This window comes from Mesorhizobium sp. M0140 (assembly GCF_040322475.1).
In the GTDB taxonomy this organism is placed as follows: domain Bacteria; phylum Pseudomonadota; class Alphaproteobacteria; order Rhizobiales; family Rhizobiaceae; genus Mesorhizobium.
On record NZ_JAMYTM010000028.1, the window covers coordinates 32,987 to 48,694 of the forward strand.

15 protein-coding genes are annotated in these 15,708 nt (G+C 61.9%); 3 read left to right on the forward strand and 12 right to left on the reverse strand.

Features of this window, described 5'->3' with window-relative positions:
* Window positions 1-17: 17 nt before the first annotated feature.
* Entirely contained in the window at window positions 18-917 is a 900-nt protein-coding gene (locus NKJ37_RS24485; RefSeq protein ID WP_127291815.1) for a LysR substrate-binding domain-containing protein, read from the reverse strand.
* Window positions 918-1,135: 218 nt separating this feature from the next.
* Here NKJ37_RS24485 and NKJ37_RS24490 point away from each other — a divergent pair, with 218 nt between their 5' ends.
* The 3 genes from NKJ37_RS24490 (at window position 1,136) to NKJ37_RS24500 (ending at window position 3,078) form a co-directional block, all read left to right on the forward strand.
* Window positions 1,136-1,321, forward strand: a complete 186-nt coding sequence (locus NKJ37_RS24490; protein WP_352439862.1) for a hypothetical protein — start codon at window positions 1,136-1,138, stop codon at window positions 1,319-1,321.
* A gap of 338 nt (window positions 1,322-1,659) precedes the next feature.
* Window positions 1,660-1,794: a hypothetical protein gene (locus NKJ37_RS24495; RefSeq protein WP_023812324.1), complete on the forward strand. Its 135-nt coding sequence runs from the start codon at window positions 1,660-1,662 to the stop codon at window positions 1,792-1,794.
* 345 nt (window positions 1,795-2,139) lie between these two features.
* Complete coding sequence (locus tag NKJ37_RS24500; RefSeq protein WP_348625597.1) at window positions 2,140-3,078, forward strand: GlxA family transcriptional regulator; 939 nt, start codon at window positions 2,140-2,142, stop codon at window positions 3,076-3,078.
* Between the two features lie 76 nt (window positions 3,079-3,154).
* Here the strand turns inward: NKJ37_RS24500 and NKJ37_RS24505 are convergent, their stop codons facing one another.
* From NKJ37_RS24505 to NKJ37_RS24555, 11 genes are all read right to left on the reverse strand, one after another.
* Window positions 3,155-3,496 carry a peptidase inhibitor family I36 protein gene (locus NKJ37_RS24505; protein WP_023812325.1) on the reverse strand — a complete coding sequence of 114 codons (342 nt, stop codon included), beginning with the start codon at window positions 3,494-3,496 and terminating at the stop codon, window positions 3,155-3,157.
* A gap of 166 nt (window positions 3,497-3,662) precedes the next feature.
* Window positions 3,663-4,511, reverse strand: a complete 849-nt coding sequence (locus tag NKJ37_RS24510) for a DUF1194 domain-containing protein (RefSeq protein WP_352439861.1) — start codon at window positions 4,509-4,511, stop codon at window positions 3,663-3,665.
* An 84-nt stretch (window positions 4,512-4,595) separates the two neighbouring features.
* Window positions 4,596-7,157 carry a GcvT family protein gene (locus NKJ37_RS24515; protein ID WP_352439860.1) on the reverse strand — a complete coding sequence of 854 codons (2,562 nt, stop codon included), beginning with the start codon at window positions 7,155-7,157 and terminating at the stop codon, window positions 4,596-4,598.
* A 154-nt stretch (window positions 7,158-7,311) separates the two neighbouring features.
* Entirely contained in the window at window positions 7,312-8,070 is a 759-nt protein-coding gene (locus NKJ37_RS24520; protein ID WP_023812328.1) for an FkbM family methyltransferase, read from the reverse strand.
* Window positions 8,067-9,299 carry a glycosyltransferase 87 family protein gene (locus tag NKJ37_RS24525; protein ID WP_023812329.1) on the reverse strand — a complete coding sequence of 411 codons (1,233 nt, stop codon included), beginning with the start codon at window positions 9,297-9,299 and terminating at the stop codon, window positions 8,067-8,069. Before NKJ37_RS24525 ends, NKJ37_RS24520 begins: the two co-directional genes overlap by 4 nt.
* A 21-nt stretch (window positions 9,300-9,320) precedes the next feature.
* Window positions 9,321-10,751 (reverse strand): aspartate aminotransferase family protein, encoded by a 1,431-nt coding sequence (locus NKJ37_RS24530; RefSeq protein WP_245273256.1) that lies wholly within the window; start codon window positions 10,749-10,751, stop codon window positions 9,321-9,323.
* Between the two features lie 104 nt (window positions 10,752-10,855).
* Window positions 10,856-11,863 (reverse strand): NAD-dependent epimerase/dehydratase family protein, encoded by a 1,008-nt coding sequence (locus tag NKJ37_RS24535; protein WP_128304388.1) that lies wholly within the window; start codon window positions 11,861-11,863, stop codon window positions 10,856-10,858.
* Complete coding sequence (locus tag NKJ37_RS24540) at window positions 11,860-12,309, reverse strand: EamA family transporter (protein ID WP_023812332.1); 450 nt, start codon at window positions 12,307-12,309, stop codon at window positions 11,860-11,862. Before NKJ37_RS24540 ends, NKJ37_RS24535 begins: the two co-directional genes overlap by 4 nt.
* A 123-nt stretch (window positions 12,310-12,432) precedes the next feature.
* Window positions 12,433-13,785 carry an FAD-binding oxidoreductase gene (locus NKJ37_RS24545; RefSeq protein ID WP_023812333.1) on the reverse strand — a complete coding sequence of 451 codons (1,353 nt, stop codon included), beginning with the start codon at window positions 13,783-13,785 and terminating at the stop codon, window positions 12,433-12,435.
* Window positions 13,786-13,787: 2 nt separating this feature from the next.
* Window positions 13,788-15,221, reverse strand: coding sequence for a UbiA family prenyltransferase (locus tag NKJ37_RS24550; RefSeq protein ID WP_023812334.1), 1,434 nt, complete (start codon window positions 15,219-15,221; stop codon window positions 13,788-13,790).
* Window positions 15,222-15,423: 202 nt separating this feature from the next.
* Window positions 15,424-15,687: a hypothetical protein gene (locus tag NKJ37_RS24555; protein WP_023812335.1), complete on the reverse strand. Its 264-nt coding sequence runs from the start codon at window positions 15,685-15,687 to the stop codon at window positions 15,424-15,426.
* Window positions 15,688-15,708 lie beyond the last annotated feature (21 nt).

The following is a 15,708-nucleotide window of genomic DNA, read 5'->3' on the forward strand; positions in this document are numbered from 1 at the left end:
TCGTCCTTGCCAGCCGGTCAGAACTTGCCGGTTTCCCGGAAGACTTCGAAAGTCGCGCGGATGTGGTCGGCAACGGCCTTGACCGGGGCACTGGCATCCGGCGCCACCACCATTGCCAGATTGTAGGTCCCGATGTCGGGCATGCCGTCCTTCGGGCAGAGTTCGACCATGTCGTTGCCGAGGAACGACTTCGGCAATGGCGCCACGGCGAGATCGGACATGATCGCGGCGCGCTGGCCGGCCGTGTGCGCGCTCATATAGGCGATGCGGTAGTTGCGGCCCTCGCGGCCAAGCGCGTCGAGCGCCCCGGCACGCCAGGCGCAGCCCTCTTCCCACAGCGATACCGGCAAGGGCTCGCGCAGATGCGCACAGCCGCCCTTGGCACCGGCCCAGACGATCGGCTCGGTCAGCAGCACCTCGGCGCCGAGCGCGCTGGTCTTGTAGGAATTGGTCAACAGCGTGATGTCGAGCGCCCGGTCGTCCATGCGCCGGCGCAGATTGCTGCTCTGGTCTATGGTGACGTCGACGGCGATCGACGGATGCGACTGCGCGAAACGCTTCAGCACATGCGGCAGCACGCGCTCACCGTAATCGTCCGGCGAGCCAAGCCGCACCACACCGACAATGTCGGGAATGATGAACTTCGACACCACCTCGCGATTAATGGACAGCAGCCGGCGGGCATAGCCGAGCAGCATCTCGCCGTCCGTGGTCAGCGACACCGAGCGAGCGTCGCGCGCGAACACGGAGCGGCCGAGAATGTCCTCGAGCTTCTTGATCTGCATGGAAACGGCCGACGGCGTGCGGAACACGGCATTGGCGGCGGTGGTGAAGCTGCCGGTCTCGGCAATCGCCACGAACGTGCGCAAAACATCGAGATCGAGCAGTGGCAGCGGATGATTGAGCGGGGCGTTCATGGCAACCGACCTTCAATTTTTCTGATACAAAACATCATTCCATTTCGTTTGATTGAACATCAGATTGGGAGGATAGTCAACTCCATCGAAGCAGTAGCTGCCACGAGCAGCCATGAAACGACCTCGACACAGACCTGCATTCGACACGAAATGAAGTTGAAACAAACCCGCAGTAGCCAACTCGCTGTCTGGCACTAGCCAACCCAAAGGAGAAAGAGATGTCTATCCTGTCGTCCCTTGGTCGCATCGCGACCGAATTCAGCGCGGCACGCGCGCGCTATCAGACCGAGCGCGCTATCCGCTCCCTGCCGATCGAACTGCAGAAGGACATCGGCTGGCCTGAAGCTTCCGACACCAAGACCGGTACTCGCAATGGCATCGAATCCTGGGCTGGAGCAAAGTAGATCGTGTGTACCATGTGCTGAAGGCCTGCCGCGCAGCCCGCCCGGCAGGCCTTCTCTGTTTTACTTGTATTCAACTGAGCTTTGGAGCCATGTCGCCGGCGCATGACGCATATGAGAAAGCCGCATAGCGGCTCCTGTTTCCAATTAATGCCTTGTAAATAATCGTAAATTTTGGGCACCTTGCTCAAATCTGTCGCAATCGATGTCGCATTTCATATCAAGCGCTTCGCTTTTGCGATTTAGTTTCTACTTACACAAGCCTATATCAGCGCCAGCAAACGAGCTGCCCCACTCCATCAAGCGAAGGCGACCCGTCTAAGCAACAAATGGAGATGATTATGAAGCTTTTTGCACGCCTCTTTGCCCGCCGCGAAATGAACCTGACCACCGCTCTCGAGCGTCAGCGTCTTGCCAACACCATGCCCGGCCAGACCGGCGCCATGAATGCGGCGCGCCTCGGCTTCATCGCCTGAAGATTTCTAGAGGCAGCGCATCCCTGCCGCTGCTTTAAAATTGCAACGCCGCCTGGCTCCAGCCAGAGCGGCGTTTTGTTCTGTGCGCAGGCCGTACGTTGCCCGTCCCTTGAACAGTTCGTGCCACTTCCAGGGCTCGCTGCACGCCGATTGCCCATTTGCGACCCATGTCGCAAATTTAATCTTGTCGTAGCGGCGTAGCCGATTGACAGACATGGTTTTTCCTGATGTCGCTATGCTATTCGCGACATCCTGTTCGCGCCATGGCTGTGTGAGGTTCCCTTGAACGCGGTAAAGCATCCGATCAAGCGATCGTTTGTATTCTTCCTTATTCCCGATTTCACCATGATCGCTTTTGCGACCGCGCTCGACCCGCTGCGCTCGGCCAATCGCATGCTCGGCTACGAGGCCTATCGCTGGCGCCTCGCCAGCATCGACGGCAAGCCGGTGCGCGCCTCGAACGGGGTCGAATGCGCGGTCAACACCTCGCTCGAGGATGAGCGCAAGAAGATGGCAGGTCCCGACCGGCCGAACATGGCCATCGTCTGCAGCGGCATCAACGTCGAGCGCTACCAGAACAAGTCCGCCTTCGCCTGGCTGCGCGAGGAATACAATCGCGGCGTCGCCGTCGGCGGCCTGTGCACCGGCGCGCATATCCTCGCCGCCGCCGGCCTGTTGTCCAACAAGCGCTGCGCCATCCACTGGGAGAACCTGCCGGGCTTTTCCGAGGCGTTTCCGAAGGCCAATGTCTTTGCCGACCTCTTCGAGATCGACCAGAATATCTACACCTGCGCCGGCGGCACTGCCGCGCTCGACATGATGCTGAAGCTGATCGGCGACGACTTTGACGAGAACCTCGTCAACCGCGTCTGCGAGCAAGTGCTGACCGACCGCGTACGCAGCCCCACCGACCGCCAGCGCCTGCCACTACGCGCCCGCCTCGGCGTCCAGAACTCGAAGGTGCTGACCATCATCGAACTGATGGAGGGCAATCTGTCGGAGCCGCTGTCACTGATCGAGATCGCCGACCATGTCGATCTGTCGCGCCGCCAGATCGAGCGGCTGTTCCGCACCGAGATGGGCCGCTCCCCTGCCCGCTACTATCTGGAAATCCGGCTCGACCGCGCCAGGCATCTCTTGATCCAGTCGTCGATGCCGGTAGTCGAGGTGGCGGTCGCCTGCGGCTTCGTCTCGGCATCGCATTTCTCCAAATGCTACCGAGAACTCTACGCCCGCTCGCCGCAGCAGGAGCGCGTAGACCGCAAGCAGCTGCTGGCGGCCTGATCCGATACGCCCACGGACAAACAGGCTAGTGTCATGATATCGTCAGGCAGCGGCGCCCCGCTGCCTGGAACCAACCTCAGTAATCGTCGCAGGTGCATTCCGCCGAGGAGATACGGTCGTTCCAGTCACTGCCGCCCAAATTGCGGATCCTGCGCGTGATCTCGATCGAGCGGCCGCCCATCCTAGAATCCTCATAGGCCACGAGCGTGCAGCCGCGGCGAACGATCACCGACGACACACGGTCATTCCAGAACTGGCCGCCACGAAAATTTACGGAATCCTCGGCACCCATGCCGATGGACCGCCCGCGAAAATTCCCGTTCTCGAACATGATACAGGCAGCCTGGTTGTATTGGGCGCTGGCGACGTCGGCATACAGCACGGACGCGACTGCGGTCAGGATGGCAAGACGTCTCATCGGTTTTTCCTCGGTTCGGCAGCGCTCCTGGCTGGGTCACGCGGCCTGCCCAGTTTGCCACTGCTTCGGTCGCGGAGGCAAGCCTGGAGCGTAAGCCCGAACAGGTAGGCAGCGGGGCAAGAGCGGGAGCCGGTTCGGCAAAGATCACGCTCAATGGGGAAGAGCTTTAGCGGCTGTCGAACATCCAGCTGCGGTTTCGCCACATTTTCTCGCCGACCAGACAGTCGGTGGTGGATCTCTCCTGTGCCAATATCACCGGCGGATGCGCGGCTTCTTCCGCCGCCCATTGCGGCGAGGCCGGGCCGGCGAGTTCCAACACCAGCTTGCGGCGAATGGCTTCGGGAAACTGCGTCCAGTCATTGACCGGGATCATGAAGGCTCCGGGACCACCAATGACGCAGTCGCTGTAGTAGCGATCGAGATTGCTGACGTCGTAGGCGCCGGTGAAGCCGCCTCGCGTCATCAGCGGCAGGCCGTTGATGACGATGCCTTGCTTGATCAGCTCGTCGCGGGTCAGGTTGACCGGCGCGCCCTGATTGTTGGGGCCGTCGCCCGAAATGTCGATGACCCGCTTCGTGCCTCGGTAGCCGCTTTCGGCGAACAGGTCGTTGCCGAACTCCAGCGCTCCGGAGATCGAGGTGCGCCGCGCGCTGTTGGGCGGCTGCGCCGACAACTGCGCAACCACGCGCTCGGCGTCGGTGCGGCTGGCGATCACCGTCCACGGCACGATGACGCGCTGCCAGGTGGTACCGGCCCATTCGACATAGGTGACGGCGATCTTGCCATGGGCGCCGTCGGCAATGGCCTGCAGCACATTGTCGTGCGTCAGCGCGGCTGCGTAGCCATGACGCTGGATCTCGAGCTCGTCCGGTGACATCGACAGCGAGACATCGACGGCCAGCACCAGCTCGACATCGACGGGCTCGTCAGCAAGGGACGCCGGCGCCAACCAAAACGTCAGCGCGAACGCGGCACAGCCCGAAAGCAAATGTCTAGCACAGGCAAAAGCAGACATTCCGCAAGGGTAAGCGAAAGCAGCCCGTTTAAAAAGGGAAAAGCCCGACCAAGGCCGGGCTTTGCGTTCTCAAATTCTGCTGCTTCAACTGCGCGGCTTCAAATTCTCCGGATCATAAAGCGGCTTGTAGCCGACAGCGGCGACTTCGACCGGATATGTCTCGCCGAAATACTCGATGGTGAGCTTGCGGCCTTCCTGGGCGTAGGCCCATGGCAGATAGGCGAGGCCGATGTTCTTGCCGATGGTCGGGCCATAGGCCATCGACGTGGTGAACGACCGGCGGCCGAGTTCGTCGACCAGCGTCTCGCCGGTCTTCGGGTCCATCACCGGCATCGTGCCGACAGGATAGCGGGCAACGCCTTTGGAATCGACATTACTGGTCATCACCAGCGTGCACAGCATGGCCGGTTGGTGCTCGCGGGCGCGGTATTCGACATGTTTGGCCTTGCCGCAAAAGTCGTTCTCCTTGACCTTCGGACGCGCAAGATCGGCTTCGAGCAGGTTGTACTCGGTCAAAAGGTCGGCGTTCTGCAGGCGCAGGCTCTTTTCCATACGGCGGGTGTTGGCATAGGTCTCAACGCCGAAGGGCATCACGCCGGTCGAGCGCAGCGCGTTCCAGACAGCGAGACCGTCCTCGTAGCGCATATGCAGTTCCCAGCCCTGCTCGCCGACATAGGAGATGCGGAAAGCGCTGACATCCTTGCCGCCGATCCGGACCGGCTTGATCGCCGCGAATGGGAAGTTCTCAACAGAGAGCCCGTCCGGATTCTCGACCACCTTCTGCAACGTCGCCCGGGCGTTCGGCCCCCAGATGCCGATGGTGACATATTTCTCGGTCACGTCGGTGATGGTGACGTCGAAACCTTTGTCCTGTGCCGTGCGGCGCATGTACTGGAAGTCGCGCGGACCGGCGTCGGCGCCATCGATCAAACGACAGCGGTCGGCCATGCGGATGACGGTGAAGTCGGCGCGCACCATGCCTTCCTCGTCGAGGAAGTGAGTGTAGATGCCCTTACCGATGTTGTTGTCGCCGCCGATCTTGGCCGCGCACAGCCATTCCAGCAGCGCGACATGGTCGGGACCCTCGATGTCGTACATAGCGAAATGCGACAGGTTGACGATGCCGCAATCCTCGCTCATGGCGAGATGTTCGGCATTGGAGACGCGCCAGAAATGGCGGTTGTCCCATTCGTTCTCACGCACCGGCACCCGGTTGCCGTATTTTTCCAAGAGATGCTCGTTGGCGGCGTAGCCGTGGGCGCGCTCCCAGCCGCCAAGCTCCATGAAATAGCCGCCGAGTTCCTTCTCGCGTTCCCAGAACGGCGAGCGCCTGATGTTGCGGGCTTTCGAGAACGGCTCGCGCGGATGCACCGCCGGATTGTAGACCTTCATCGCCGTCTCGGTGCAGCGATCCCAGATGAATTGCTCCTTGGTCTGGTGCGGATAGAACCGTGCATAGTCGATGGCATGGTGATCGATCGCGGTGCGGCCGTCGGTCATCCAGTCGGCGATCAGCTTGCCCATGCCGGGACCATCCTTGACCCAGATGGCGACGGCATACCAAAGGCCCCGCACCTTCTGGCTTTCGCCCATGGACGGGCCGCCATCCGCGGTCACCTGCAAGAGACCGTTGAAGGAATGGCTCTCATTGTAGCCGAGTTCGCCGAGGATCGGCGTCAGTTCCATGGCGCGTTCGAGCGGTGCCAGGATCTGCTCCATGTCGAGGTCGCGCTGTGAGGGCGAAAGCCGCGCCTGGTCCTTCTCCAGCAGGTCGCGCGGATGGCAAAGGCGCGGATTGGTCTCTTCGTAGTAACCCCACTCGATCTGCCCGCCCTCGGCGGTCTTTGGATCGCCGGTGTCACGCATATAGGCCGAGTTGCCCTGGTCGCGCAGCAGCGGCCAGCCGATCTCCTTGCCGGTGCCGGCAAACTCGTTGTAGGGGCCGAAAAAGGTCAGCGGATGGTCGATCGGCATGACAGGCAGATCCTCGCCGACCATTTCCGCGATCAGCCGGCCCCATATGCCGGCGCAGACGATGACATAGTCGGCCTCGATGGTGCCGCGATCGGTCACCACGCCTGAAATGCGGCCGTCCTTGACGACAAGCGACCGAGCCGGCGTGTTGGCGAAGGATTTGAGCTTGCCCGAGGCTTCCGCCTGGTCGACCAGCTTGCCGGCGACCGTCTGCGAGCGCGGGATGACCAGACCGGCATCGGGATCCCACAGGCCGCCCTGCACCATCGCTTCTTCGATCAGCGGAAATTTTTCCTTGATCTCGGCCGGTTCGATCAGACGGGCGCGCGTGCCAAACGCCTTGGCGGAGGCGATCTTGCGCTTGATCTCTTCCATGCGGCTGTCGTCGCCGACACGCGCAACCTCAAGGCCGCCGATACGCGCGTAATGACCCATCTTCTCGTAGAAATCGATGGAGTAGAGCGTCGTCCAGCACGACAGGAAATCGTGGCTGGTGGTGTAGCAGAAGTCGGAGGCGTGCGCGGTCGAGCCGATATCGGTCGGGATGCCTGATTTGTCGATGCCGACAATATCGTCCCAGCCGCGTTCGATCAGATGATGGGCGATCGATGCGCCGACAATACCGCCCAGGCCGACGATGACGACCTTCGCCTTTTTCGGAAACTCTGCCATTGCCCGCGACTCCAAAGTGATAAAGCGGGCGGACTATAGGGCGGAGCGGCAGGCCGATTGAAGCCTGTTTGCGACATTGGCAAAAAGCCGAGCGACCAGACGGCAGAATGCTTCACACCGGCGCCTGGGGCGGTTCGCTTTTCGGTGGGCTAACTCAGGCGAAGGCCCAGATGTCCTCGGCCTGAAAGCCGACCTGATAACCTGATGTCTTCAGCTTGACCACGACCTGGCCGATCTCCGGGGCGGGCAGCGCGCCGACCTCGACCTTGATCATGCCGGGGCGGTAGCGCTTGAGGTCCAGCTGTTCGAAGACGATCCAGTCGGCGCCCTCGCAATCGACGAGGAAAGCGTCGATATGGCTGATGCCGTTGCGATCGAGCAGCGTCTGCAAGGTCTCGGATGGCACCTCGATGTCCCTGAGATGCGGCGCGAACTTGTTGAAATTGGCGTCGGCCTCGCCCCAGGCATTCTTGCCCGACATCAGATTGGTGTCGGTGACCGACGAGCAGCCGATAAATTCGATGGGCAACGTGCCGGCCTCGAGGGCGGCGGCATCGAAGGTGTGGACGGTTATCGTGCCCTTTGTCTTCGTCACCGCCACCGGCTCGATGATGAAGCGGTCCGTGTCTGGATAATTGGCGCGCAGTCTCTTCTGGTTGTACGGGATCGGCTCGACCAGCATGGCCCGTGCACCGGGAATCCTGTGCAGCCAAGGCGTCACATCGTCGAACAGTGCGCCGTCGCAGGCGCCGACATTGACCATCTGGAACGGTCGCCCTGCACCACCAAAACGCGCCTTCAGCGCCGCCCTGGCCAGGAACTTGGTGCCGCGCAGCGACGGGCCGCGATCGAGAACGCCCTTGGGAAGAGCAAGCGACAGGGCAACGCGCGCCAGGCTGGATAGCGAACTCATGACTTGTCTCCGGGAATGATTTGCATGGCAGCGCGATTCTGGCCGCGAGCCACGGCTGCCCACAGCGCCATGAACGGCGTCGCCAGCAGCAGGAATGGCGGAATCAGATGGGGGAAATAGATGCGCGTGTCGTGGATCGGGAAGACGGTGAACTTCGCCAGCGCACCGAGCACCAGCGCCGCAAACAGGATGCCGGCGCGGCGATCGAGGCGGAAGCCGGCGCGGGCGGCAGCAAACCAGCCGGCCAGTGCCAGCACCGACACGCCGACCCAACTGTTCAGGCTGACGGCGCGCAGCAGCGAGGTGGCAAACGCCCTGAGATAGGTGGTGACCGAGAATGGCGGCTCGAATCCGTCCATATTGAAGTGCTGCTCGATGCTGGAGAACCACAGATGCGGCGCCCAGCCGGGATGATGCGCCCAGTGAGAGATGGCGAAGTAGGCCACGAAGGAAGCGGCAAAACCGGCCAGCGCACCCCATGCCCTCTGCCGGTACGCGACCAGCAGCACAGCGAAAATCGCCAGGAAAACAATGTTGTCCGGCCGTACCATGAAGGCGAGGAAGAGCAGGATCGCCGTTGCCACCTCGAGGCCGCGGACATAGGCATAGAGCCCGCCGAGCAGCAGCGCTGAAGTGAGCAGATCCGGTGTCGAAGCGCGTGCCGCATCGCCGAAATCGGCCATGATCAGCACCGCGCCGACGATAGGCGCCAACGCCAATGCCCCTGTGGAGCGTAGCCACATCAACGCGATCGCGCCAAACAGCAGCACGGAGAACACTGAGACCAGTCGCATTGCCTCGACCGGCGACATCACCGCGCTCAGTGTCGACAGGATCTCGGCATAGAGGAACTTGATCCGGTACATGCCGAGCAGTGAATGGAAGTCGGCGGCATTCTCCGTCATGTGACTGCGGAAGCCGCCTCCATCGTCGGTCAGCGCCTTATAGTCGCCTGCGGACACGCCCGATTTGACAGTGTTGTAGGCATAGTCATGCAGCGCCTGCGCATCGGGATAGGTGCCTTCCTCCGATATAGCGAGATAGGGCAGCATGTCCCAGTTGGCGTCGGGCATCACCCAGGCGGTGAACGCTGTAAAAAGAATGTAGAGCGCGAAGGCCGCCGCGCCGATCGGTGCTGCCAGCCGCGCATAAGTCCCCTCGCCCCACGCCAGACCGGCTCCGATGAGGCGGTCGAGCGGGTTTTGTGGATCGGGCGACTTGGTCAGCATCGTTGTACCCAGCGAACTCGCTTAACGAACCTGGCTTTTGACGAAATCCTTGACGATCGACACGATGCCGCGCGACAGCAGGCTGTCGAAGGCGTCGACGAAGCGGTCGACATGCTCGCGCTGGCAGATCAGCGGCGGCTCGAGCCGGATGACGTTGCGGTTGTATTCGGTGAAGGCGACCAGCACATCGTAGTCGCGCAACAGCAGCGCCCCGATGAAGCCCGACAGCGAACCCTTCAGCTTGTCGTCGAGCACGCTGACGATCGGCCGCAACACCATCGGCAAGGTCTGCGAGAAGTCGTGGAACTCCAGGCCGATCATAAAACCCCTGCCGCGCACCTCCTTGATGATCTTCGGGTACTTTTCCCTGAGCGTCTGCAGGCGCTGCAGCAAATAGTCGCCGGTGATGGCGGCATTGTCGATCAGCCCTTCATCATAGAGTACATTGAGCCCCTCGATCGAGGTGACGCAGGCCTCGCCCATGCCGCCGAAGGTCGCCATGGCATGGATCATCGCCGTTTTCGGCGTGCCATAGGCCTTCATGTAGACCTCGCGCCGCGCGATCATCGCGCCGACCGCCGCCTTGCCGGCGCCAAGCGATTTGGCCAGCGCCGTCACATCGGGAATGACGCCGTAATGCTCGAAGGCATAGAAGCGGCCTGACCGGCCATAGCCGCACTGCACTTCGTCGGCGACCCACAACACGCCATACTGGTCGCACAGCGCCCTTAGCTTCTGCCAATATTCAGCAGGCGCCTGGATGATGCCGCCGCCGCCCTGGATGGTTTCCAGCACGATGACGCCGACCTCCGGGTCGGAACGGAACAGGCGCTCGACCGCCTCGATGTCGGCAAACGGGATGCGGACCGTGTTTTCGGCCACCTTGAAGTCGGCGCGGTAGAGCTGGCCGTCGGTGATGCCCAGCACGCCCTTGGTCTTGCCGTGGAAGGAATTCTCGGCATAGACGATCTTCGGTCGCTTCGGACCGGCGGCGCGCTCGGCGAGCTTAACCGCCGCTTCCATCGCCTCCGAGCCGGACGAACCCAGAAACACCATGTCGAGATCGCCGGGCGAGCATTTGGCGATGTTGTGCGCAAGTGCCGCCGCATATTGCGACATGAAGGCGATGGCGATTTCCTGGCGCTTCTCCTCCTGGAATTTCTTGCGTGCTTCCAGGATGCGCGGATGATTGTGGCCGAAGGCCAGCGATCCGAAACCACCGAAGAAGTCGAGGATCTTGCGGCCGTTCTGGTCGATGTAGAACATGCCTTCGGCACGCTCGATCTTGATCTTGTGGAAGCCGAGCAGCTTCATGAAGTGCAGCTGGCCGGGGTTGAGATGCGCCTTGAACAGGTCGGTCATGCGGGCGACGTCCATCGCCTTGGCCTGCTCGACGCTGATCAAATCGGGCTTGGCGATGGTCGCTGGCGACAGCGACGGCGCGCTGACCATGGTGCGCAAATTGGTCTGTTCGGGCTTGGCCATGACGGTCATTTCAATCTCCTGTCTGCACGCACGACCAGGATCGGGCGCAACGAAAGCTGTTTTGCGAGCCGCTATTCGGCGGGCACATGTTTGGTGGCGACTGCGTGGCCGGCTTTCTTTGCGCGGTACTCGCTATAGGCGGCGATCAGCATGTCCTCGTCGCGATATTGCGGCACCCAGCCGAGCTGGCGCCCGGCCTTGGACACGTCGAGCACGCAGTCCTCGTCGGCGATCAGATACTGTTCCGGGTCCATGATCGGCATGTTGAAGAGGTCGAGCAGGTCGAGCGTGCGCTTGACCGCCCAGCCCGGTGTCGGGATCAGGATCGATTTCGAGCCGGCATGCCGGATCAAATCGCCGAGCAATTTCTTGACCGGCGGCGGGTTGAGCGAACCCAGATTATAGGCCTCATTAGGCACACCGGCCTTCCAGGCCGCGCGCGCGGCCTCGGCGCAGTCGAACACCGAGATGAACTGATAGGGGTTCCTGCCCGAACCGATCATCGGCACGGGAAGGTTCCAGTCGATCAGCTTGAACAGCTTTTCCAGGATGCCGAGCCGGCCTGGGCCGATGATCAGGCGCGGGCGAAACAGCGAGATCGACATGCCGCGCTTGCGCCATTCGGCCGCCAACTCCTCTGTCTTCTGCTTCGACCAGCCATATTCGCCCAGCGGCGCCACCGGGTGCTCCTCGGTCATCGGCTGCGTGACCGTGTGGCCGTAGATCATGTCGGTCGTGTAGTGGACGAGTTTTGTCGCACCGGCTCTGTCCATGGCCTGCATGATGTGCTCGGTGCCGTGGAAATTCACCGGGAAAAAGAAATCGTGCCGCTTGGCCCGCACCTGGATCGGCGACAGCATCTTGGCCGACAAATTGTAGACCATATCATCGGCCTTCAGCCCGACCGCCGCGACCGACGCCGGATCGGTGACGTCGCATTGGATAAAGCGGACGGTGCGGTACTGCGGCAGGTCGCTCTTGACGACGTCGGCGACGACAACCTCTTCACCATCGGCCACAAGCTTCGGAGCAAGGTGGCGGCCGACGAAACCGTCACCGCCGAAAATCACATGTCTCATCGAATGATCTCGTTTGCTTGGATCTTGTCGGGCATGATGGAAGCGGTCTGGTCCTCATGCCCTTGCTTACCCAAATCCCGGCCACTTTGCGCGATCAGCACCGTGCCGACGCAGATGAAGGCGATGCCGGCGATCCGCCAGCCATTGAGGTCCTCGCGGAAGACGAAATAAGCGAAGATGGCGACGGCAACATAGGCGAGGCTGAGGAACGGATAAGCGAAGGAGAGCTCGACCTTGGACAGCACATAGAGATGCGAGGCCATCGAGATGACGAAGGTGCAGAGGCCAAGGAACACCCAGGGGCTGAAAACGATCTGCAACAGCTTGACGAGCGGATTGACGCCCTCGAACGAGATCGGCCCGAGCGACATCATGCCTTGCTTCAGCATCAGCTGTGCGGCGGCATTGGTCATGACCGTAAAGAGAATGAAGACGATGTATTTCATGTGTTCCGAGCCACCCCTTCATGCTTCCTATTACAAACCAGCAAACATTTCGTGAAGCCACAAGAATGTTTTGAGTGAATCATGGATTTAACGATCGATAACCAAGAATTACTCAAGTTATATCTATTCCGCTGCCTCGGCTACGCAGCGCCGCGTGTCGAGCTTCCTTGCCGTCCGCGCCCAGAAACTCGATAGGAAGGCGGGATCGCGAAGCAACTCCAGCCGCGGCCATTCGGGAAAGGACGAAGCGAAGATGTCTGCGCCCATACGAGCATCCTTGTAGGGATTGACGGCGCCGCCTGCCTCGACGGTGATGCGATCGAGTTCCCGCAACAAGGCCAGCGTCGCAGCCCCCCTGTTGGGGAAATCCAGCGTCAGCGTGTAGCCGGGACGCGGGAACGACAGCAGCGCCGGCGAGCGGATGGAGCCGAAGCGTTTCAATACGGTGAGGAACGAGCCCTGCCCGGCTTGCCTTGCAGCCGCAAGCAATGCCGGCACGGCCTCGCGCGCCGCCGCTTCCGGCACCACGCTCTGGTGTTGGAAAAGCCCTTTCGGCCCATAAAGCCGGTTCCAGTCGCGCACGCCGTCGAGCGGGAAGAAGAAGCCCTGGTAGCCAACCTGGCGCGGCGCCGTCGACCGCCCCTTCTTCCACCTGTAGGCGGCGTTGAAGGCGGTCAGGAACGGCCGGTTGAGCACATTGAACGGCGGCTGGACCGGCACCGAGAGATTGCCACCGGCGCGCGAGGCGGCATGCGAGCCGTGCTCGGCATGATTGCCTGTAAACAGCAACCCGCGACCGCTATTGCGGCCGCCGGCAAGTTGGTCGATCCAGGCGACCGCATATTCATTGGCCTGATCGGCCGCCTCGGCCAAACCGAAGAACTCGTCGAGATCGCGAAACGGCGTCGCCTTTTCGACGATGTCGAGCGAATGAACCCGCATCAACCGGATCGAGGCAGACAGGATGAGACCGGTCAGCCCCATGCCGCCGATCGTCGCCGCAAACAGGCGCGCATTGTCTGCTGCCGAGCAGCGATAGGTCCTTCCGTCGGACCTGAGCAGCGTGAAGCTCTCGACATGGCAGCCGAAGGTGCCGCGCCGGTGATGGTTCTTGCCATGCACGTCATTGGCGATGGCGCCGCCGAGCGTGACGAATTGCGTGCCTGGCACAACCGCCGGAAAGAAGCCGTAAGGGGCGGCGTGGGCGATGATGTCGGACAACAGCACGCCGGCATCCGCCTCGAGAACACCGGTTTCGGCGTTGAAGGCGTGGATGCGGTTCAGCGATCGCATATCGACGACCGCTCCGGCCTCGTTCTGGCAGGAATCGCCGTAGGAGCGGCCATTGCCATAGGCAAGCAGCGACGCCGGCTTGGCCCGACCGCCCTTCAGCAGCGCGATCGCCTCATCGGCCCCGATGGCGCGCGGCGCCGGCGGTGTGGCAAGGCCAAAGCTTGGGAAACGTCCGGCGGCCATGCCTACCAGCCCCCGATGACCAGCATCACCGCACCGATCAGCACCACGATCTGGCTGCGCCAGTCGCGGATGATGAACACGACCGGATCGTCATGCATCTCGTTGCGGCGCGCCAGGATCCAGACGCGCATGGTGAGATAAAGCACGATCGGCGCCAGCGGCCAGATCAGCCATGGATGCGGATAGAGCTCCCGCACCGCGACACTGTCCATGTAGAGCGCCAGCACCAGCGCCGAGGAGAAGGCCGAGGCCATGCCGGCCTGGGCGACGATCTCCTGGTCTTCGGTGCGATAGCCGCGGCCGGCAATGCGCTCGCCAGGCGGAATGGCGGTGGTGCGCAATTCGACGAAGCGCTTCACCAGCGCCAGCGACAGGAAGAAGAAGATAGAGAAGGCCAGCAGCCAGAACGAGACGTCGACGCCGGTCGCCGCCGCACCGGCCAGGACGCGGATCGTGTAGAGGCCGGCGAGCGTCAGCACATCGACCAGCAGCATGCGCTTGAACGACAGCGAATAGGCCGTGGTGACGACCATGTAGCCGCCAAGCACAGCCAGAAATTCGTGCGACAAGAACAGCCCGGTGCCGAAGCCGATCGCCAAAAGCATCGCAATCGCGCCAAGTCCGAACGGGATGGACAGCGCACCGCTGGCGAACGGCCTGTTGCGCTTGGTGAGGTGTTTGCGGTCGAGCGCGAGGTCAAAGAAATCGTTGAGGATGTAGATGGCCGATGCCACCGCACTGAACGAGACGAATGCCAGCAGGCATTGCCAGATCATGTCGGTGTTGAAATATTCGTGCGAGAGCACCATCGGCACTGCGATCAGCGAATTCTTCAGCCACTGATGGACACGCAGCATCTTGACGATGGTCCGCAAAGTCGGCTTCGGCGCCGGCATCGTCTCGGCGCCATGTGCCGCCTGCCAGCGCGCGGCATGGCGGTCGGGCGCGACGACGATCGCGTTGCGCGCTGCATCAAAGACTTGGAGATCGTGACGGCTGTTGCCGGCATAGTCGAAACCGCCATCACCATAGGCTGCGATCAGCGAAGCGCGCTTCCTGCCCGAGGTGAGATTGGCGAGACCATCGGTGGCCAGCACCTGGTCGAAAATGCCGAGATGGACCGCGATGGCATCGGCGAACTTGCGCGGCGTGCCGGTCGCCAGCACGATCTTGCGGCCTTCGGCATGCTCGGTCCGGAGGCGGCAAAGCAGCACCTCGCGATAGGGCAGCGATGCCGGATCGATGTCGATGCGCTGCGCGATTGCCTGCTTCAGCCGCGCCGGTCCGCCGGCGGCCCAGAAAGGCACGAGGAAGATATAGAGCGGGTTCTTCTTGAGAAGGATGAACAGCCCTTCCCACAACAGGTCGGTCGCGATCAGCGTGCCGTCGAGATCGACCGCAAGCGGTATTGCGTTCCTGTCCGACCGCGCATCCATGTCCTACCCTGCCCGCGTAGAGTTGCGCGCCGCTTTTCGGCGTCTTGAGGCTGGTATAGCGGGCGATGACGTAGCGAACGTTAAAACGCACGGTTGCAGACGGCTGCCATGGGGGTATTTCCGGCGTCATTGTTAAACAACCGCTACCGGAAACGATAAAAGGCCGGGCAAATTCCCGGCCTCCGCAATCGTGACGCCAGGATTACTTGATGCGGGCGACACCGCCCGAAATCTCGACGGTTTCCGAACCGGTCAGGGCTTCGAGGTCGCCATTGGGCAAGGTGACGAAGCAGCCATTCGGGCAGAACTCAACCGTTTCGCCACCGGCCAACGCAAGGTCGGTCTTGCTGCCGCCCTCGGTGACGACCAGCGTTCGGGTCTCGGCGTCCTTGTTGACCGCGCTCGCGGCATGGACCGAGCCGATAGCGGCGACCAGGGCGACGGCAGCGACGAGAGACTTCCACATGGTGCAATATCGGTGTTCCCA

What these genes read in the sequence shown, in the direction of transcription:
- NKJ37_RS24485 (WP_127291815.1), bottom strand. Translation starts at nt 917, where the DNA reads ATGAACGCCCCGCTCAATCATCCGCTGCCACTGCTCGATCTCGATGTT.
- NKJ37_RS24490 (WP_352439862.1), top strand. Translation starts at nt 1,136, where the DNA reads ATGTCTATCCTGTCGTCCCTTGGTCGCATCGCGACCGAATTCAGCGCG.
- NKJ37_RS24495 (WP_023812324.1), top strand. Translation starts at nt 1,660, where the DNA reads ATGAAGCTTTTTGCACGCCTCTTTGCCCGCCGCGAAATGAACCTGACC.
- NKJ37_RS24500 (WP_348625597.1), top strand. Translation starts at nt 2,140, where the DNA reads ATGATCGCTTTTGCGACCGCGCTCGACCCGCTGCGCTCGGCCAATCGC.
- NKJ37_RS24505 (WP_023812325.1), bottom strand. Translation starts at nt 3,496, where the DNA reads ATGAGACGTCTTGCCATCCTGACCGCAGTCGCGTCCGTGCTGTATGCC.
- NKJ37_RS24510 (WP_352439861.1), bottom strand. Translation starts at nt 4,511, where the DNA reads ATGTCTGCTTTTGCCTGTGCTAGACATTTGCTTTCGGGCTGTGCCGCG.
- NKJ37_RS24515 (WP_352439860.1), bottom strand. Translation starts at nt 7,157, where the DNA reads ATGGCAGAGTTTCCGAAAAAGGCGAAGGTCGTCATCGTCGGCCTGGGC.
- NKJ37_RS24520 (WP_023812328.1), bottom strand. Translation starts at nt 8,070, where the DNA reads ATGAGTTCGCTATCCAGCCTGGCGCGCGTTGCCCTGTCGCTTGCTCTT.
- NKJ37_RS24525 (WP_023812329.1), bottom strand. Translation starts at nt 9,299, where the DNA reads ATGCTGACCAAGTCGCCCGATCCACAAAACCCGCTCGACCGCCTCATC.
- NKJ37_RS24530 (WP_245273256.1), bottom strand. Translation starts at nt 10,751, where the DNA reads ATGGTCAGCGCGCCGTCGCTGTCGCCAGCGACCATCGCCAAGCCCGAT.
- NKJ37_RS24535 (WP_128304388.1), bottom strand. Translation starts at nt 11,863, where the DNA reads ATGAGACATGTGATTTTCGGCGGTGACGGTTTCGTCGGCCGCCACCTT.
- NKJ37_RS24540 (WP_023812332.1), bottom strand. Translation starts at nt 12,309, where the DNA reads ATGAAATACATCGTCTTCATTCTCTTTACGGTCATGACCAATGCCGCC.
- NKJ37_RS24545 (WP_023812333.1), bottom strand. Translation starts at nt 13,785, where the DNA reads ATGGCCGCCGGACGTTTCCCAAGCTTTGGCCTTGCCACACCGCCGGCG.
- NKJ37_RS24550 (WP_023812334.1), bottom strand. Translation starts at nt 15,221, where the DNA reads ATGGATGCGCGGTCGGACAGGAACGCAATACCGCTTGCGGTCGATCTC.
- NKJ37_RS24555 (WP_023812335.1), bottom strand. Translation starts at nt 15,687, where the DNA reads ATGTGGAAGTCTCTCGTCGCTGCCGTCGCCCTGGTCGCCGCTATCGGC.